General features: G+C 60.8%; 19 protein-coding genes. 11 read left to right on the forward strand and 8 right to left on the reverse strand.

Annotated elements, in window-relative coordinates; genetic code table 11:
* Window positions 1-90: 90 nt before the first annotated feature.
* On the reverse strand, window positions 91-1584 hold the full coding sequence (locus L8I05_RS28310; RefSeq protein WP_242176303.1) for a CoA-acylating methylmalonate-semialdehyde dehydrogenase: 1494 nt from the start codon (window positions 1582-1584) through the stop codon (window positions 91-93).
* Between the two features lie 39 nt (window positions 1585-1623).
* The gene (locus L8I05_RS28315) at window positions 1624-2973 is read right to left on the reverse strand and encodes an aspartate aminotransferase family protein (protein WP_177017461.1); all 1350 of its coding nucleotides are present in this window, start codon (window positions 2971-2973) and stop codon (window positions 1624-1626) included.
* A gap of 125 nt (window positions 2974-3098) precedes the next feature.
* Between L8I05_RS28315 and L8I05_RS28320 the strand changes: the two genes are divergently transcribed.
* The 6 genes from L8I05_RS28320 (at window position 3099) to L8I05_RS28345 (ending at window position 9245) form a co-directional block, all read left to right on the forward strand.
* A complete protein-coding gene (locus L8I05_RS28320; RefSeq protein ID WP_242176304.1) occupies window positions 3099-4019 on the forward strand; it encodes a LysR family transcriptional regulator in 921 nt (306 codons plus the stop codon).
* Window positions 4020-4107: 88 nt separating this feature from the next.
* Window positions 4108-5502: a nucleobase:cation symporter-2 family protein gene (locus L8I05_RS28325; protein ID WP_242176305.1), complete on the forward strand. Its 1395-nt coding sequence runs from the start codon at window positions 4108-4110 to the stop codon at window positions 5500-5502.
* 87 nt (window positions 5503-5589) lie between these two features.
* Window positions 5590-6249 (forward strand): TetR/AcrR family transcriptional regulator, encoded by a 660-nt coding sequence (locus L8I05_RS28330; protein ID WP_159954003.1) that lies wholly within the window; start codon window positions 5590-5592, stop codon window positions 6247-6249.
* Between the two features lie 12 nt (window positions 6250-6261).
* Window positions 6262-6843 (forward strand): YigZ family protein, encoded by a 582-nt coding sequence (locus L8I05_RS28335; RefSeq protein WP_242176306.1) that lies wholly within the window; start codon window positions 6262-6264, stop codon window positions 6841-6843.
* A 185-nt stretch (window positions 6844-7028) separates the two neighbouring features.
* Entirely contained in the window at window positions 7029-7715 is a 687-nt protein-coding gene (locus L8I05_RS28340) for an SDR family oxidoreductase (protein WP_242176313.1), read from the forward strand.
* Window positions 7716-7886: 171 nt separating this feature from the next.
* Window positions 7887-9245: an 8-oxoguanine deaminase gene (locus L8I05_RS28345; RefSeq protein WP_242176327.1), complete on the forward strand. Its 1359-nt coding sequence runs from the start codon at window positions 7887-7889 to the stop codon at window positions 9243-9245.
* A 156-nt stretch (window positions 9246-9401) separates the two neighbouring features.
* Here the strand turns inward: L8I05_RS28345 and L8I05_RS28350 are convergent, their stop codons facing one another.
* The gene (locus L8I05_RS28350) at window positions 9402-10493 is read right to left on the reverse strand and encodes a calcium:proton antiporter (RefSeq protein WP_159953999.1); all 1092 of its coding nucleotides are present in this window, start codon (window positions 10491-10493) and stop codon (window positions 9402-9404) included.
* Between the two features lie 194 nt (window positions 10494-10687).
* Here L8I05_RS28350 and L8I05_RS28355 point away from each other — a divergent pair, with 194 nt between their 5' ends.
* On the forward strand, window positions 10688-11641 hold the full coding sequence (locus L8I05_RS28355; protein WP_043051475.1) for an adenosine deaminase: 954 nt from the start codon (window positions 10688-10690) through the stop codon (window positions 11639-11641).
* Window positions 11642-11775: 134 nt separating this feature from the next.
* Here the strand turns inward: L8I05_RS28355 and L8I05_RS28360 are convergent, their stop codons facing one another.
* The 3 genes from L8I05_RS28360 to L8I05_RS28370 all read right to left on the reverse strand — a co-directional run bounded on the left by L8I05_RS28360 (window position 11776) and on the right by L8I05_RS28370 (window position 15001).
* Window positions 11776-13146 (reverse strand): MFS transporter, encoded by a 1371-nt coding sequence (locus L8I05_RS28360; protein ID WP_242176336.1) that lies wholly within the window; start codon window positions 13144-13146, stop codon window positions 11776-11778.
* 105 nt (window positions 13147-13251) lie between these two features.
* Window positions 13252-13938, reverse strand: coding sequence for a winged helix-turn-helix domain-containing protein (locus tag L8I05_RS28365; RefSeq protein ID WP_242176339.1), 687 nt, complete (start codon window positions 13936-13938; stop codon window positions 13252-13254).
* Window positions 13939-14071: 133 nt separating this feature from the next.
* A complete protein-coding gene (locus L8I05_RS28370; RefSeq protein ID WP_177017452.1) occupies window positions 14072-15001 on the reverse strand; it encodes a LysR family transcriptional regulator in 930 nt (309 codons plus the stop codon).
* Window positions 15002-15119: 118 nt separating this feature from the next.
* Here L8I05_RS28370 and L8I05_RS28375 point away from each other — a divergent pair, with 118 nt between their 5' ends.
* The 3 genes from L8I05_RS28375 (at window position 15120) to L8I05_RS28385 (ending at window position 16780) form a co-directional block, all read left to right on the forward strand.
* Window positions 15120-15413 carry a putative quinol monooxygenase gene (locus L8I05_RS28375; RefSeq protein ID WP_197625572.1) on the forward strand — a complete coding sequence of 98 codons (294 nt, stop codon included), beginning with the start codon at window positions 15120-15122 and terminating at the stop codon, window positions 15411-15413.
* Between the two features lie 25 nt (window positions 15414-15438).
* Window positions 15439-16452 carry a zinc-binding alcohol dehydrogenase family protein gene (locus L8I05_RS28380; RefSeq protein WP_242176350.1) on the forward strand — a complete coding sequence of 338 codons (1014 nt, stop codon included), beginning with the start codon at window positions 15439-15441 and terminating at the stop codon, window positions 16450-16452.
* A gap of 145 nt (window positions 16453-16597) precedes the next feature.
* The gene (locus L8I05_RS28385) at window positions 16598-16780 is read left to right on the forward strand and encodes a hypothetical protein (protein WP_017134711.1); all 183 of its coding nucleotides are present in this window, start codon (window positions 16598-16600) and stop codon (window positions 16778-16780) included.
* Between the two features lie 8 nt (window positions 16781-16788).
* Here L8I05_RS28385 and L8I05_RS28390 read toward each other — a convergent pair whose 3' ends face one another.
* Window positions 16789-17982, reverse strand: coding sequence for a multidrug effflux MFS transporter (locus L8I05_RS28390; RefSeq protein ID WP_242176352.1), 1194 nt, complete (start codon window positions 17980-17982; stop codon window positions 16789-16791).
* A gap of 87 nt (window positions 17983-18069) precedes the next feature.
* Entirely contained in the window at window positions 18070-18267 is a 198-nt protein-coding gene (locus L8I05_RS28395; RefSeq protein WP_242176360.1) for a cation transporter, read from the reverse strand.
* Between the two features lie 147 nt (window positions 18268-18414).
* On the opposite strand from L8I05_RS28395, the gene L8I05_RS28400 reads away from it, so the two are divergent.
* The gene (locus L8I05_RS28400) at window positions 18415-18795 is read left to right on the forward strand and encodes a hypothetical protein (RefSeq protein ID WP_242176362.1); all 381 of its coding nucleotides are present in this window, start codon (window positions 18415-18417) and stop codon (window positions 18793-18795) included.
* Window positions 18796-18945: the final 150 nt, after the last annotated feature.

The raw sequence follows: 18945 nt of genomic DNA on the forward strand, positions 1-18945 counted from the left end.
CACCTTTTTTCACATTTCTGTCATATCGGTCAAAAAGCCCCCAGAAACGCAAAAGCCGGCCCCAAGGGGCCGGCTTTCAACTACAACGGCTTACAAACTAGGAAAGGCAAACTGCGACGCTTCATGACTGGCCCGCTGCGGCCAGCGCTGGGTAATCGCCTTGCGACGCGTATAGAAACGCACCCCATCCGGCCCATAGGCATGCAGGTCGCCAAACAGCGAGCGCTTCCAACCGCCAAAGCTGTGATACGCCACCGGTACCGGCAGTGGCACGTTCACACCGACCATGCCCACTTCAATTTCGTCACAGAACAGGCGCGCAGCTTCGCCGTCACGCGTAAAGATGCAGGTGCCGTTGCCATATTCATGGTCGTTGATCAGCTGCATCGCCGCTTCCAGGCTGTTCACCCGAACCACACACAGCACCGGCCCAAAGATCTCTTCTTTATAGATACGCATCTCAGGGGTCACGCGATCAAACAGGCTGCCACCCAGGAAGAAGCCTTCTTCATGGCCCGCAATACTCAACCCGCGACCATCCACTACCAGCTCAGCGCCCGAAGCCACACCGTCTTCTATATAGCCACTGACCTTGTCCCGCGCCTGGCCCGTCACCAACGGCCCCATGTCCAGGCCACACGAAGTGCCTGCGCCGATCTTCAGCGCCTTGACCTGCGGCACCAGCTTGGCAATCAACGCATCCGCCACCTGATCACCCACGCACATCGCTACCGAGATGGCCATGCAACGCTCACCGCAGGAACCATACGCCGCGCCCATCAATGCACTCACGGCATTGTCCAGGTCTGCATCCGGCATCAACACCGCGTGGTTCTTCGCCCCGCCCAGTGCCTGCACACGTTTGCCGCGTTTGGTCGCTTCGGAATAGATGTACTCGGCAATCGGCGTCGAGCCCACAAAGCTCAGCGCCTTGACTTCCGGCGCTTCGATCAGCGCATCCACCGCGCCCTTGTCGCCGTGCACCACGCTCAACACGCCTTTAGGCAGCCCGGCTTCCTGCAGCAATTGCGCGATCAGCAGCGTAGAACTTGGATCACGCTCCGAAGGTTTCAGGATGAAACAGTTACCGCAGACGATCGCCAGCGGGTACATCCACAGCGGCACCATCGCCGGGAAATTGAACGGGGTAATACCCGCCACCACGCCCAGCGGCTGAAAGTCCGACCAGGCATCAATATTCGGCCCCACATTACGGCTGTACTCGCCCTTGAGAATCTCCGGCGCCGAGCACGCGTACTCGACATTCTCGATGCCGCGTTTCAATTCGCCTGCGGCGTCTTCCAAGGTCTTGCCGTGCTCTTCGCTGATCAACTGCGAGATACGTGCTTCGTTCTGCTCCAGCAATTGCTTGAAACGAAACATCACCTGGGCACGCTTGGCCGGTGGGGTATTACGCCAGGCCGGGAACGCCGCCTTGGCCGAGTCGATCGCCTGTTGAATAGTTTCACGGCTGGCCAACGGTACCTGGTGAATCACCTGGCCGGTAGACGGGTTGTACACGTCGGCACTACGGCCGCTGTCGTTGACCAACTCACCGTTGATCAAGTGCTGGATAAGGCTCATGCAGGGCTCCTGAAAAGTTGTTCTATATAGAAGGAGAAATCAGTCGATTTTGTTCAGCACTTCGCCGACCGCGTCGAACAGACGATCCAGGTCCTGCGGCTTGCTGTTGAAGGTTGGCCCGAACTGCAGGGTGTCGCCGCCAAAGCGCACGTAGAAACCGGCTTTCCACAAGGCCATGCCTGCTTCGAATGGACGCACAATGGCATCACCGTCACGCGGGGCAATCTGGATCGCACCGGCCAGGCCGTAGTTACGAATATCGATTACGTTTTTGCTGCCTTTCAAGCCGTGCAGCGCATTCTCAAAGTGCGGGGCGACTTCGGCCACGCTCTGCACCAGGTTTTCTTTCTGCAACAGGTCCAATGCCGCCAGGCCCGCCGCGCAAGCCACCGGATGCGCCGAGTAGGTGTAGCCGTGGGGGAATTCCACCGCGTACTCCGGCGTCGCCTGGTTCATGAAGGTCTGATAGATCTCGCTGCTGGCAATCACCGCGCCCATCGGGATCGCGCCGTTGGTGACTTGCTTGGCGATGCACATCAGGTCCGGGGTCACGCCGAAACTGTCGGCACCGAACATCGAGCCGGTACGGCCAAAGCCGGTGATCACTTCGTCGAACACCAGCAGGATGTTGTGCTGATCGCAGATTTCACGCAGGCGCTTGAGGTAACCCTGTGGCGGCACCAGCACGCCAGCGGAGCCGGCCATCGGCTCGACAAACACCGCAGCGATGTTCGACGCGTCGTGCAGCTCGATCAACTTGAGCAGCTCGTCGGCCAAGGCGATACCGCCCTGCTCCGGCATGCCACGGGAGAATGCATTGCTGGCCAGCAAGGTGTGCGGCAGATGGTCAACATCCATCAAGCCCTGACCAAACAGCTTACGGTTACCGTTCACGCCGCCCAGGCTGGTGCCGGCGATGTTCACGCCATGATAGCCACGGGCGCGGCCGATCATTTTGGTCTTGGTGGCTTGGCCCTTCAGGCGCCAGTAGGCACGCACCATCTTCACCGCAGTGTCGGCGCACTCGGAGCCGGAGTCGGTGAAGAACACGTGATTCAGGTTGCCTGGGGTCAGGTCGGTAATCTTTTCCGCCAGTTGGAACGACAACGGATGACCGTATTGGAAGCCTGGGGAGTAGTCCAAGGTGCCGAGTTGTTTGGACACGGCTTCCTGAATTTCCTTGCGCGTGTGCCCGGCGCCGCAGGTCCACAGGCCCGACAATGAGTCATACACCTTACGGCCCTTGTCATCGGTCAACCAGCTGCCTTCGGCGGCCACGATCAGGCGCGGGTCACGCTGGAAGTTACGGTTGGCGGTGTAGGGCATCCAGTGCGCATCCAACTTCAGTTGGCTGGCCAGGGACGAAGGGGCGTTTTCGGGCATGTTCATCAGCAAAACCTCGCAGGGCATAAGGCAGCGTCGGGATTGAAAAGCGTTGTTGCAGCTAAATTGCCACGGGGATAAAGTCGGTGAAATTCAACTCTTCTAACCTTCAGTCAGGCCTTCACTAAACTATGAGCAGCCGTCGACCCGACCCACTGGCCCAAGTCAGCGACTTCGATATTCGCCTGTTGCGCATCTTTCGCAGCGTGGTGGAATGCGGAGGTTTCTCGGCCGCAGAAACCGTGCTCGGCATCGGCCGCTCGGCCATCAGCCAGCAAATGAGCGACCTGGAGCAGCGCCTCGGATTAAGGCTGTGCCAACGCGGGCGCGCCGGCTTCTCGCTGACCGAAGAAGGCCGCGAGGTCTACCAATCGGCGTTGCAACTATTAAGTGCCCTGGAAAGCTTTCGCACTGAGGTCAACGGCCTGCACCAACATTTGCGCGGCGAGCTGATCATCGGCCTCACCGACAACCTCGTCACCCTGCCGCACATGCGCATTACCCACGCCTTGGCGCAGTTGAAGGAACGCGGGCCGGACGTGCAAATACAAATCCGCATGATCGCCCCCAACGAAGTCGAGCAAGGCGTACTCGACGGACGCCTGCACGTCGGCGTGGTGCCCCAGGCCAGTGCCTTGTCCGGCCTGGAATACCAGCCGTTGTACAGCGAACGCTCGCTGCTCTATTGCGCGGTCGGCCACCCGTTGTTTTATGCCGACGACAAACAACTCGACGACACCCGCGTCGACAGCCAGGACGCCATCGCCCCCACCTTCCGCCTGCCCGCCGAGATCCAGGCGCATTACCAGGCACTCAATTGCACCGCCAGCGCCTCGGACCGCGAAGGCATGGCGTTCCTGATCCTCACCGGTCGCTACATCGGTTACTTGCCCGATCACTACGCCAGCCTGTGGGTGCAACAAGGCCGACTGCGCGCGCTGAAACCGGCTACACGTTTTTACGATTTAAGCCTCGCATCGGTCACGCGCAAGGGCCGCCGCCCTCATTTGGTGCTGGAAAGCTTCCTCGAGAGTTTGGCAACAACGCGTTAACTCGGGCCTCTCGTCAAAAGCTGAGCAACTGGACAGCTTTTTGCAAGGAAGCCAGGACCTTGAACCGTCCGCCCCGAGTTTGCCCACCATGCCACCAGAAAACGCCAGCCCCAGCGACCTGATCTACGGCCTCAACGACCGCCCGAAACCCATTCCCGCACTACTGGCCGCCTTGCAACATGTGCTGGCAGCTTTTGTCGGCATCATCACCCCGCCGCTGATTATCGGCTCCACCCTGGGCCTCAGCGCCCATTTGCCCTACTTGATCAGCATGGCGTTGATGGTTTCCGGCGTCGGTACTTTCATTCAGGCACGCAGGCCGTTTGGCATCGGCGCCGGGATGATCTGCCTGCAAGGCACCAGCTTTGCGTTTCTCGGCGCAGTGTTGTCGGCGGGATTCCTGGTGAAGCAACGCGGCGGCAGCCCGGAAGACATCATGGCGATGGTCTTTGGTGTGTGCTTTTTCGGCGCGGCAGTGCAGATCGTGCTGAGCCGCTTTATCGGCCAGCTACGTCGTGTGATCACGCCATTAGTTACAGGGATTGTCATCACACTGATCGGCATCAGCCTCATCAAAGTCGGTATCACCGACCTCGGCGGCGGGTTCAACGCGCCGGACTTTGGTGCGCCCATCAACCTGGCACTGGGCGTGTTCGTGGTGCTGACCATCATCCTGCTCAACCGCTCCAACACCCCATGGGTACGTCTTTCGGCGATCATCATCGGCCTGGCCCTCGGCAGTTTGGCCGCGTGGTTCAGCGGCAAACTGGTGCCCCAAGCCCTGCCCGACTTGCCGTTGATCAGCGTGCCCATGCCGTTTCGCTTCGGTTTCAACTTCGACTGGAGCGCCTTCCTGCCTATCGCGCTGATTTATCTGATCAGCAGTATCGAAACGGTCGGCGACCTCACCGCCAATTGCATGATCGCGCGCCAGCCCATCAGCGGCCCTTCTTATATAAGCCGACTCAAAGGCGGCGTATTGGGCGATGGCGTGAGTTGCATGATCGCCGCCACCTTCAGCGCCTTCCCCAACACCACCTTTGCACAGAACAACGGCGTGATTCAGCTCACCGGCGTGGCCAGTCGTTACGTCGGGCTGTACATCGGCGTGCTGCTGTTTTGCCTCGGTTTGTTTCCGCTGATCGGCGCCGTGCTGCAGCAAATTCCCAAGCCGGTATTGGGCGGCGCAACGCTGGTGATGTTCGGCAGTGTCGCCGCTGCTGGCGTGCGCATCCTGGCCCAGGCGCCGCTGGACCGACGCAGCATGCTGATCATCGCCACCTCGTTCGGCGTCGGCCTGGGCATTGCCGCCCAGCCGGACCTGCTGCACCTGATGCCCTCGCTGGTGCAAAACCTGTTCGACTCAGCTATCACCAGCGGCGGCCTGACTGCGATTGTGCTGTGTCTTTTGTTACCGGAAGCCAAGGCGGCCTCCACTGCCGCAAACCACGCACCGGAAAGCGACACTCTGGAACCGCTTTGACGCTTTTATTGCATCGGGACTTGTCTGGGGCTTGAGGGTGGGTTATCTGTGCACACGTCGTCTCTCTCGATCAGCACGGAAACCTCCATGAGCCTCGAAGTTCCTGCCCACAGCAACCACGCCGGTAAACCCGCCAGCCGTATTCGGCAAAAAAATGAACAAGCGATTCTGCAGGCTGCTGAAGACGAGTTCGCGCGCCATGGCTACAAAGGCACCAGCATGAACACCATTGCCTCAAGTGCCGGGCTGCCCAAAGCCAACTTGCATTACTACTTCACCAACAAACTTGGCCTGTACATCGCGGTGCTGAGCAACATCCTCGAACTCTGGGACAGCACCTTCAACGCGCTGACCGCCGAGGATGACCCGGCCGTGGCCCTCACCCGCTACATCCGCACCAAGATGGAGTTTTCCCGGCGCCACCCGCAGGCCTCGCGGATCTTCGCCATGGAAATCATCAGTGGCGGCGAATGCCTCACCGAATATTTCAGCCAGGACTACCGCGCCTGGTTCAGCGGCCGCGCCGCCGTGTTCCAGGCCTGGATCGACGCCGGCAAGATGGACCCCATCGACCCCGTGCACCTGATCTTCCTGCTGTGGGGCAGCACCCAGCACTACGCCGACTTTGCCACCCAGATCTGCCGCGTCACCGGTCGCACCAAGCTGACCAAGCAAGACATGGAAGACGCCGGCACCAACCTGATCCACATCATTCTCAAAGGCTGTGGCATCAAGCCAGCCCAATAATCGAAGCGACTTATGCCTTTCACGCTCACCGGCCTTTGCGAATTTCGCGAAGAAATACGCAAAAGCCGCTTCATCACCCTCGCGGCGCCGATCACCAGCGCGCAAGACGCCCAGGCGTTTTTCGAGCAACACAGCGACCTCAACGCCACCCACAACTGCTGGGCCTGGAAACTCGCCGACCAGTACCGCAGCAACGACGACGGTGAACCCGGCGGCACCGCCGGGCGACCGATCCTGGCCGCCATCGAAGCCCAAGGGTTTGATCAAGTCGCGGTGCTGGTGATTCGCTGGTACGGCGGCATCCAACTGGGCACCGGCGGCCTGGCCCGTGCCTACGGCGGCGGCGCGAACAAATGCCTGCAAGCCGCCGAGCGCATCGAGCTGATCAGCCGTGTACCACTGAATTGCGCCTGCGGGTTTTCCGAATTGAACCTGGTCAAACTGCGCGCCGCCGAACTGGGCGGGTTAGTTGTGGAAGAAACCTTCACCGCCAATGGCGTGGAGTTGCAACTGGCTCTGGGCGAAGCGCACATCGACACCCTGCAAACCCAGCTTGCCGACCTGAGCCGTGGGCGCATCCTGCTGCAACGCTGAAATTGCCCACATCTACTGTGCACCTGCCTGTGGATAACCTGAGCACATCCAGCCGTAACCCTTCTGTCATAAGGGCTTGCGGGCGCTGTTTGTTTTTTAACCAGAAACACTGGCCCCTATTTGCCCAAGGCTGGAGTAATGTTGTCAGCCGAATTCACTGAACCGCGACGCTAAAGGAAGCCTTCATGTCTACGCCAAAAACCGCACTGATTATCGGCGCCTCCCGCGGGCTGGGCCTTGGCCTGGTCAAGCAATTGCTCCATGACGGCTGGGATGTGACTGCCACCGTGCGTGACCCGAGCAAGGCCGATGCGCTGAAAGCCGTGGGCCCGGTACACATCGAGAAGCTGGACATGGACGATCAGCAAGCCGTGATCGCCCTGAGCCAGCGCCTCAAGGACCGCACCTTAGACCTGCTGTTCGTCAACGCCGGCGTCAAGGGCCCGGCCAACCAGGAGCCTGGCCACGCCACCCTGGCGGAAGTCGGCCAGCTGTTTTTCACCAATGCGGTGGCGCCGATCAACCTGGCGCAGCGTTTTGTCGGGCAGATCCGCAAAGACAGCGGCGTGCTGGCCTTCATGAGTTCGGTACTCGGCAGTGTGACCATCCCCGACGGTTCCGACCTGGCGCTGTACAAGGCCAGCAAGGCCGCACTCAACTCCATGACCAACAGCTTCATTACGCAACTGGGTGACCACAAACTCACCGTGTTGTCGCTGCACCCAGGCTGGGTGAAAACCGACATGGGCGGCGAGAACGCGCACATCGATGTGGACACCAGCGTGCGTGGCCTGGTGGATCAAGTGAATGCCTATACCGGCAAGGGCGGCCATCACTTTATCGACTACAAAGGCGACACCATCGCCTGGTAATACCACGGATCAAAATGTGGGAGGGCTTGCTCCCTCCCACATTGAGCAATGTAGACCCAACCTCTAACAACACGTAATCTACCGACCTCGCCCTCACCGGCGACCCTGGATCAGCAGACAGGGCAACACTGAGCTGGCAAACCTGAACCCATCATTCAGAGGAGCCGGCCAATGCCTGCGACCCGTATCTGGTTAAAAAACCCCCTCGCGATTTTCACTGCCAATGGCCTCGACGCCCGTGGCGGCCTGGTGCTGCAAGACGGTGTAATCACCGAAGTGCTCGGCTGGGGACGCGAGCCCGCCGTGCCTTGCGGGCAAGTGTTCGATGCTCGCGAACACGTGATCCTGCCCGGGCTGATCAACACCCATCACCACTTCTACCAAACCCTGACCCGCGCCTGGGCGCCAGTGGTTAACCAGCCATTGTTCCCATGGTTGAAAACCCTGTACCCAGTCTGGGCGCGGCTGACCCCGGAAAAACTCGCACTGGCGTCCAAAGTCGCCTTGGCTGAATTGCTGCTCTCGGGCTGCACCACCGCGGCGGACCATCACTACTTGTTCCCCGACGGTCTGGAAAATGCCATCGACGTACAGGTCGAAAGCGTGCGCGAACTGGGCATGCGCGCCATGCTCACTCGCGGTTCCATGAGCCTGGGCGAAGCCGACGGCGGCCTGCCGCCGCAACAGACCGTGCAACAAGGCCAAGTGATTCTCGAAGACAGCCAGCGCCTGATCCGCACCTACCACCAACGCGGCGACGGCGCGCAGATCCAGATTGCCCTGGCGCCCTGCTCGCCGTTTTCGGTCACGCCGCAAATCATGGAAGCCAGCGCCGAACTCGCCAACAGCCTCGACGTGCGCCTGCACACGCACCTGGCGGAAACCCTCGACGAAGAAGACTTCTGCCTGCAGCGTTTCGGCCTGCGCACCGTCGACTACCTCGACAGCGTCGGCTGGCTCGGCCCGCGCACATGGCTGGCCCATGGCATTCACTTCAACCCGGATGAAATCGCGCGCCTCGGCGCTGCCGGCACCGGCATCTGCCATTGCCCAAGCTCGAACATGCGCCTGGCGTCCGGCATCTGTCCGACCCTGGACCTGCTTGCCGCCGGCGCGCCGATTGGTCTTGGCGTGGATGGCTCTGCCTCCAACGATGCATCGAACATGATCCTTGAAGCGCGCCAGGCCTTGTATATCCAGCGCCTGCGTTACGGCGCAGAAAAGATCACCCCCGAAGGCGTGCTGGGCTGGGCCACCAAGGGCTCCGCACAGTTGCTGGGGCGTACGGATATTGGCGAGTTGGCCGTGGGCAAACAGGCTGACCTGGCACTGTTCAAGCTCGATGAGCTGCGCTTCTCCGGCAGCCACGATCCGATTTCGGCGCTGCTGCTGTGCGGTGCGGACCGCGCGGATCGGGTGATGGTTGGCGGTAAGTGGCGGGTGATTGATGGGCAGGTTGAAGGTTTGGATCTCAAAGGCTTGATCGCCGATCACAGCCAGGCAGCGCGGGAACTGATCAACCGGGCGTAACTGAAGAAACACCTTCAAAAATGTGGGTGCGGGCCTCTGTGGGAGCTGGCTTGCCTGCGATAGCATCATCTCGGTGCAACTGAAAAACCGAGGTGTCTGCATCGCAGGCAAGCCAGCTCCCACACAACCCAGTTCCCACATTGGGTTCTGTGGTGTTTACAGGCCCAACAACGACAGCATGATAAACGTCGCAAACAACACAAAATGGGTCATCCCTTCGATGGCGTTGGTTTCGCCATCGTTGAGGTTGATCGCGCTGACCACCAGCGTGATCAACACCATCACGGTTTGCACCGGCGTCATCGCCATCTGGAAAGGCTGGCCCGTGTAAAGCGCCATGGCCTCCATCACCGGCACGGTGAGGATCACCGTCGACAAAGACGCACCCAGTGCGATGTTCACCACCGACTGCATGCGGTTGGCCAAGGCCGCGCGCAACGCCGTCAGAATCTCCGGCGCCGCCGAAATGGCCGCGACCACGATCGCCGTGATCACCGGCGGTGCGCCCGTACCTTCCAGGCCAAGGTCGAGGGTCTTGGACATCACCTCCGCCAGTGCGCCGATCACGATCACGCCAAACACCAAGGTGCCGATGGAGAAAGCCAAACTGATCGGCGGCTCCTGCTGTTCTTCCGGCTGTTTCTTGCGGCGTTTTTCCGGGTAGCTGTAGCTGAAGAAATAACTGTGCGGCCCCACCTGCATGCGCAGGAACAGGGTGTAGAGCAGCATCATCGCGCCGATGGTGAAGGCCGAGTAAATTTTCCAGTCCGCCTCGGGGATAAATTCCGGCACCACCATCGACACGCCCATGGCGGTGAGGATCATCACGCTGTAGCTGCGCGCCGAGTCATCGTTATAGGACTGTTCGCCATGCTTGATGCCGCCCATCAGCGCGGCCAGGCCGAGGATGCCGTTTATATCGAGCATCACCGCCGAGTAAATGGTGTCGCGCACCAGCGTCGGTGAAGGCTCGTTGCTCATCATGATCGCCAGGATCACCACTTCCACCAGCACGGCGGCAAGGGTCAGGATCATGGTGCCGTAAGGGTCGCCGACCTTTTCCGCGAGTTGCTCGGCATGGTGGGCGACACGCATCGAGGCCACGACGATAAACACAATCAGCGCCACCCCGCTGAGCAGCGCCACGATTTGCCCGCTGTGCAGCATCCAGTGCTCCAACGGGTAGGCGGCGATGGCGGCAATCAGCGCCAGTAGCATGTATTTTTCTTGCTTGAGGGATGTGAGCATTCCGGGCCTTTTCGTGCAGCAAATCAGTCATTGATGGGGTACAGACTGCACCGCGCCGCTAACGTTTCGTTACACCTTAGTTCACGCGCTCCTTGCGTGAATAAAAGCAATACTCTCCTGCTGGTCAGGTTTTGCCGATTATTTCAGCCATGGCCTGTAGAATGCCGCCATTGCACCTGATGAGAATTTAGAAAATGTACGATTGGCTCAACGCCCTGCCCAAGGCTGAATTGCACCTGCACCTGGAAGGCTCGCTGGAGCCTGAGCTGCTGTTCGCCCTGGCCGAGCGCAACAAGATTGCACTGCCGTGGAACGACGTCGAAACCCTGCGCAAGGCCTACGCCTTCAACAACCTGCAAGAGTTTCTCGACCTGTACTACAAGGGCGCCGATGTGCTGCGCACCTCCCAGGATTTCTACGACCTGACCTGGGCCTACCTGCTGCGCTGCAAAGCACAGAACGTGATCCACACCGAACCCTTCTTCGACCCGCAAACCCACACCGACCGTGGCGTGCCGTTCGAAGTGGTGCTCAACGGCATCGCCGCTGCGCTCAAAGATGGCGAGCAGCAACTGGGTATCACCAGCGGTTTGATCTTGAGCTTCCTGCGCCACTTGAGCGAAGCCGAAGCCGAGAAAACCCTCGACCAGGCCCTGCCGTTCCGTGACGCGTTTGTGGCCGTCGGCCTGGACAGCTCGGAAATGGGTCATCCGCCAAGCAAGTTCCAGCGCGTGTTCGACCGTGCCCGTCACGAAGGCTTCCTCACCGTGGCCCACGCCGGCGAAGAAGGCCCGCCGGAGTACATCTGGGAAGCCATCGACCTGCTGAAAATCCAGCGCATCGACCACGGTGTGCGCGCCATCGAAGACGAGCGTTTGATGCAGCGCATCATCGACGAGCAGATCCCGCTGACCGTGTGCCCACTGTCCAACACCAAGCTGTGCGTGTTCGATGACATGGCCCAACACAACATTCTCGACATGCTCGAGCGTGGTGTGAAGGTGACGGTCAACTCGGATGACCCGGCGTACTTCGGTGGTTATGTGACCGAGAACTTCCACGCGCTGTACACCAGCCTGGGCATGACCCAGGACCAGGCCAAACGCCTGGCGCAGAACAGCCTGGATGCGCGGCTCGTAAAGCCTTAAGCAACAACGGCTGACACAGCAGAAATCAATGTGGGAGCCGGGCTTGCCCGCGATGGCGGTGTATCAGGCACCCTATGGCGGACTGATATACCGCCATCGCAGGCAAGCCAGCTCCCACATTGACCTCATCTGTCTCAAGCCTGGGTAAGTTCTTCCAACGTCTTACCCTTCGTCTCCATCCCAAATACCCACACCACCAGCGCCGCCACCGCAAAACACAGCGCGCCCAAGGCAAACACCCCGCCCTGCCCGGTTATCGGAAACACCAGCCCGGTCACCAACGGCCCCAACAATGACCCAACCCGGCCAATCGCCGAGGCAAACCCGGAACCCGTGGCCCGCGCCGATGTGGGATACAGCTCCGGCGTGTAGGTGTACAGCACCGCCCACATGCCAAACAGAAAGAACTGCATCAACAGCCCCGACGTAATCAGCAGCCCCACGTTGCCGCCAAACACCGCACTCTGCCCATACAGAAACGCCATCACCCCGCCGCCCAGCAACGTCACCACACACACCGGTTTGCGCCCCCAGCGCTCCACCAGCCAGGCCGCCATCAGGAAGCCGGGAATCCCGCCCAGGGAAATGATCACCGTGTAATACACCGACTGAGTCACGGCAAAACCCGACTGCTGCAACAACGCGCTCAGCCAGGAGGTCAGCCCGTAGAAGCCAAGCAAGGCAAAGAACCACACGCTCCAGATCATCATCGTGCGTTGGCGATACTGCGCCGACCACAGTTGTTGAAACGCCGAAAAAAACGTCCCCGGCACGCTCTCCACCCGTGGCAAGGCGATGGGCTCCGGCAAGTCGGCACGCCCCAACGAGTCGCGCACTTTTTGCTCAATGCCCTGCAACACCTTGTCTGCCGCTTCGTGCCGTCCTGCCTGTTCAAGCCAGCGCGGCGACTCGGGGATAAAAAACCGAATCGCCAGGACAAACACCGCCGGCACGGCCAACACCAAGAAGATGTCGCGCCAGCCAATCACCGGCAGCAGGAAGTAAGACAGCACGCCCGCCGCCACAAAACCGAGCGGCCAGAAGCCATCCATCAAGGCGATATAGCGCCCGCGCCCTTTGGCCGGGATCAGCTCCGAGAGCATCGACTGCGCAATCGGAAACTCCATGCCCATGCCGATCCCCAACAGGATGCGAAACAGCGTCAACGTCTCCACCGTTTGCGCGGTGGAGCACAGGTAGCTGGCGAGGCCCCACAACACGATGCTCCACTGGAACACCGGCTTGCGTCCAAAACGATCCGCCAACATCCCGGACAAAGACGCACCCACCACCATGCCGAAAAAACTCGAACTGGCCAGCAACCCGGCCTGGGCCGTGCTCAGGCCGAACTCGGTTTTGATCGAGCCCAACAGAAACGTCATCATCGCCAGGTCCATGGAATCGAAGAAAAACGCCAGGGCGATGATGATGAAGATGATTCGGTGGTAACCGCTGATGGGCAACCGTTCCAGCCGTTCCGCTGCGCTATAGCCTTGCATACCCATGCCGCACCCCCTGTGTGAAGAACCCCCTCGGCGAGTGTGCGGTAACGTTTGCGCCGCTAATTGCTGGATGCGACCTGACTGAAACTCTGAACGACCATTGCCCTGCTACAACGCGGCCAGCCGGTTGATTTCTGCAAACCCGAGGTCGGTGACCAGCAACGCGTGGGACTCGTTGACCAGGCTGATCCAGCCGGACTGCATAAACAGTTTCAGCAGCCCGGCTCCCAATGCACCGCCCAGGTGCGGTTGCTGCTGGCTCCAGTCAAAACAATCGCACGCCAAGGGCGCGCCCAGTGCCTGGGTAAAAATGCCCATGGCCGCCAGCTGCCGCACGCCCGCCAGGGTGACGTCGGTACGCTGTTCATAACGGTCGATCCAGCCAGCCTCCAACATCCGCCTATACAGCCCCGCCGCCAGCTCTCCGCCCAGGTGGCCGTGGCATAAGCGCGCGCGCCGCAAAGGTGCCGGCGCCAGCAATGCCGGCGGCAATACATCCGGCGTACTGCGCGCGGCACTGGCCATGGTGGTACTGGCCAACGCGTCGATGGCAACGCAGACATCGGCGGCCGCCATACGAAACAGGCGCTTGCCGCGCCGGGCCTCCACCCGCAGCAATCCACCCCCGGTCAGCCGCGATAAATGGGCGATGGCCGAGGCCGATGACAACCCGGCGAGCGTCGCCAACTCTTCTGAAGATTTGGCCGACCCGTCCATCAAGGCCCAGAGCATGGCGGTGCGCTTGGGCTCGCAAAGCAAGCTGGCGATGTGACTGATGCAAGGTGCCGCTTCCATGTATTCACTCCTTGTTAATCATTTGTCTGCTGCGGTTGGAACTGAAGTATAGGGGCGCAAACCGCCCATTCCGCGGCGTCTGACGGCGCGGATAGGGACAGGGTCTGAGTGAAATTTCCTGCTTTGATGGAGGCTATTGCGCGACGCTTAATCGCTCCGGCCATTGCGCCGTCAACGTCGCACAGCGGGCCACGAGCATTTCCCGCAGCAGGTTGATGGGTTTGCTCAATTGCGCACGATGGGCGCATAGCAGGTTGAGCGGCGTGCGCTCACCGCGCAGCTCCGGCAGGATCACGCGCAAGCGCCCGGCCAGCACGTCGCTGCTCACATCCAGCCAGGACTTATAGGCAATGCCGACACCCGCCACGGCCCAGCGGCGCACCACATCGGCGTCGTCACTGAAACGGTCACCGCTCACCGTCAGGCTGACTTCGCGTTTGCCGTCGTGAAAACTCCAGTGGTCGTGAACGCGGCTGCTCAGCATGTACAGCAGGCAATTGTGCTGGGCCAGTTGTTCCAGATGGCGCGGCTCGCCATGCCGTGCGAGGTAGCTGGGCGCGGCGCACAGCACGCGCAGATTGTCCGGGGCGATGGGCAGCGCAATCAGGCTGGAGTCTTCGGGCTCGCCGTAGCGCAGGGCGATGTCCACCGGCTGGCGAAAAAGGTCGGCAATCCGGTCGCCCAGCAGCAGGCGGATGCTCAGTTGCGGGTATTCAAGCTGGAACTCATCCAGCCACGGCAATAACTGATTACGCCCGAAGTCCGACGGCGCCGACAGTTGCAGCACGCCGCTGACATGGTCCTGGCCGCTGGCCAGTAAGCGCCGCCCTTCGTCCAATGAGCCCAGCGCGGCGCGGGCGTATTCCAAAAAACCTTCGCCCTCGGCGGTCAGACGCAAGCTGCGGGTGGAGCGCGCCAGCAACCGCGCGCCCAGTTGCTGCTCGATGCGCTTCAACGCAGCGCTGGCCACCGCGGGCGACAGGTCCATGACCCGTGCGGCAGCAGACAGGCTACCCAAGTCCGCCGCGCGCACAAACAATTGCAAATCATCAAAACGCAGCATGCATTCCCGCCGATTATCAATACTTCATTGAAACAGACTGCTCTTTTAGCGGCTTTTATCTTCCTGGGAAATAGCCAATCATCTGCCCATCCCGTTCATCACGTGCCAGGAGTTGAATATGTCCACTGCCTTTAACGTCATCGCCACGCTGATCGCCAAACCCGGCCAACACGCCGCATTGGAAACCTTGTTGCGCGACATCCTGGAGCCGACCCGCCTGGAAGCTGGTTGCGAGCAGTACGACCTGCACCAGGACCTGCAACACCCCGAGACCTTCTACATGCTCGAACGCTGGAGCGACGACGCAGCGCTGGCCGACCACGACCAGAGCGCGCATATCCAGAATTTCCGCGCCAAGGCCGCTGACGTGATCGAGCACTTCGAACTCAAGCGCCTGAAATTTATTGCCTGATCACCGCCCTTTTTCCGGAGCCCACATGAAAGCCATTGCCTACTACGCCTCACTGCCGATCACCGACACACAAGCCCTGCAAGACATCGAACTGCCCGAGCCGGTCGCCGGCCCGCGTGACCTGCTGGTGGAAGTCAAAGCCATCTCTGTCAACCCGGTGGACACCAAAGTGCGCCAGAACGTCGCCCCGGAAAACGGCGCCGCCAAGGTGCTGGGTTGGGACGTGGCTGGCGTGGTCAAGGCGGTCGGCAGCGACGTGACGCTGTTCAAGGCCGGGGACAAGGTGTATTACGCCGGCTCCCTGGTACGCCCGGGCGGCAACAGCGAACTGCACACCGTGGATGAGCGCATCGTCGGCCGCATGCCCAAGAGCCTGGGGTTTGCCGAAGCCGCCGCGCTGCCGCTGACCGCCATCACCGCCTGGGAACTGCTGTTTGAGCGCCTGAAAGTGCGCGAAGGCAACGATGACGAAGGCCAGAGCCTGCTGATCGTCGGCGCCGCCGGCGGTGTGGGTTCGATCCTGACCCAACTGGCCAGCCAGCTCACCGCGCTGAAAGTCATCGGAACCGCCTCGCGCCCGGAAACCCAGGCATGGGCCAAGGCCCTCGGCGCCGACTTGGTGATCGACCACAGCCAGCCGCTGAGCGAAGCGCTGAAAAACGCCGGCCACCCGCAAGTGACCCACGTCGCCAGCCTGACCCAGACAGATCATCATCTGGACCAACTGGTGGAAGCTCTGGAGCCGCAAGGCAAGCTGGCGCTGATTGACGACCCCAAGGCGCTGGATGTGAGCAAGCTCAAGCGCAAGAGCCTGTCGTTGCATTGGGAGTTCATGTACACGCGCTCGATGTTCGAGACGCCGGACATGATCGAACAGCACAACCTGCTCAACCGTGTGGCTGACCTGATCGACGCCGGCACCTTGAAAACCACGGTGGGTGAGCACTTCGGTGTGATCAACGCAGAAAACCTGCGCCGCGCCCACGCGCTGCTGGAAAGCGGCAAAGCCAAAGGCAAGATCGTGCTGGAAGGGTTCTAAAAATCGTCTGTCAGTGTCGTCCTTTATTCCTGTGAGTAATGGACGACACCGCTAGTCAGAGAGTTGACCTTTGTCATATTTGTGAGCGCATTCGGGTTTATATTGGCCGCCTTTGCCACGATTCTTTTACGTGAGGAAGTCAGCAATGAAGATCCTGATAAGAGCGTTAGCAAAATCCCCCGGCAACAAATGGCAGGTCAGCCTCGACGGTGATGCGTTCACCTTCCGCAGTGAGGCCGAGGCCCGTGCCTTTGCCGACACCCTGCAAGCCCGCATTCAAGCGCCCCACCGCATTCCCCTCAGCCAGCAACGCTCCGCCGCTGGCTGATCCGCACTTCAGACCTGCGCTTGCACGGCCCTCGCCCGTTGCAGGCGCTGGGTCGACATGGCAATCGTCACTGCCAATACACCGCACAAGCTGATCACCATCGCCATCGGCATTGCCGTGCCGTCGTGCAACACACCGACCAGCGACGCCGCGCCCGCCGCCACACCAAACTGTATGCAGCCCAGCAACGCCGAGGCGCTCCCGGCGCGCGCGCCCTGCCCGCTCATGGCGCACGCCGAGGTGTTGGGCAAAATGCAGCCCAGGCTGGCGATACAGATAAACAGGGGCACCAACAAAGGCCACAGCGCTTCAGTGCGCAACGCGGCAATGCCCAACAGCGACAACGCCGCCGCGACGTAGACCCAGACCGTGCGCGAGAGCAAAAACGCCGGACCGCGCTTGGCCAGCAACCGTGCATTGAGCTGCGCCACCAGGATAAAGCCGGCGGCGTTGGAGCCGAACAGCCAGCCGTAATGCTCGGCAGGCACGCCGTAGAGTTTGATAAATACGAAGGGGGAACCGGCGATGTAGGCAAACATCCCGGCAATCGAGATACCGCCGGTCAAGGCGTAGCCGAGGTAAACCCGGTCGGACAACAGCGCGCCGTAGCGGCGCAGCGAGCCGGACAACGGCTGGCGCGGCTGATGCGCGGGAAAGGTTTCCGGCAGGCCGACCGCGACTGCGATGGCCGCCATTACGCTGAACATCGACAGCGCCAGGAAAATCGACTGCCAGCCCCACACCCCAACCATCACGCCACCCGCCAACGGCGCGAGGATCGGCGCCAGGCCGGTCACCAGCATCAGTTGCGAATACACCTTGGCGGAGCCCACGGCATCACATTTGTCGCTGACCACCGCACGGGAAATCACCATGCCGGCGCAACCGCCGAGCGCTTGTACAAAGCGCGCGCCGATCAGCCAGTCCAGCGACGGCGCGTAGGCGCAGGCAAAGGATGCGAGGGTAAACAGGGTCACGCCACTGAGCAGCGGCACGCGCCGGCCAAAGCGGTCCGCCAGCGGGCCGTAGATCAATTGGCCGATGGCCAGGCCAGCGAAATACACCGCCAGGGTCAGCTGGATATGTTTTTCGTCAGTCGCAAAGGCCGTGGCCATCGCCGGGAAGCCCGGCAGATAAAAGTCGATCGCCAACGGCGCGAAGGCGCTCAAGGCGCCCAGAATCAGGATTATGCGGAGGTTCATCAGACACCCAAGTGAGTCGGCAGCCCGACAGTCTAGCCGCGCTTGGGTGTGATGAACATTACGTTAGCTCGCTAACTATCGGAAAATTTACGCGAGCTTGGCGCTGTAGCCTTCTTCGGTGATCAGCTCGATGACTTGCTCGGCTGACAAGCGACTTTCCACACCGACTTCCTTGGCCGCCAGGTTGACGTTCACGCTCGCCGCCGGGTCCTGGTTTTTCACCGCCTCGGTCACCGCCCGAACGCAATGGCCGCAGGTCATTCCTTCAACGCTGAATACTTGCATGTCATGACTCCTTTGATGAGGTTGGGGCCAGTCTCGACCTTGCCACGATGGCAAGGTCAAGCGCCTAAAATGTCGGCCGGGCTGGTATTCAGGCGCCGCCTCGGCCAAGCTTGATCCATCTTAGATATGAACCACGGAGCATTCGCCATGCGCTGGTCGTTTTTTGCCGTTGTCGGCCTGTTGAGCCTGTCTGCCGTTGCGCCCATGGCCAGTGCAGATGAAGACTATGCGGTGCTGATTATTTCCCGCGAGCGCCTGGAAGTGCCGACCAACTGCGAGATCGGCCTTTACCTCAATGACCAGCTCGCAGGCCGTCTATTCCAGGAACAAGCGACCTCATTCAACCTGCCGGCCGGCAATGTGTCGTTGCGCCTGAAGCTGCTGCCGGGCCAATCCCCGGGTTGCCTGCCTGGACTGTTGGCGCCACCTGCGCAAAACATGACGCTGAAGGCCGGAGACGTCCGTAAGGTGCGCATCGCTCAAGGCCCGGATGGCATGTACCTCAAGAAAGCTGCTTTAGGCTATTGATCGTTCCCACGCTCCGCGTGGGAATGCAGCCTGTGACGCTCTGCGTCAAACCCTTAAGAGCGGACGCGGAGCGTCCCTAGCAGCATTCCCACGCGGGAGCGTGGGAATGATCGCTTACTGGGTTATTAAAGGCCCTTGACCTTCCCCACA

The sequence above is a fragment of the Pseudomonas sp. MONT-RG-20F-20-E-7-02 genome, assembly GCF_022662395.1.
Lineage (GTDB): Bacteria > Pseudomonadota > Gammaproteobacteria > Pseudomonadales > Pseudomonadaceae > Aquipseudomonas.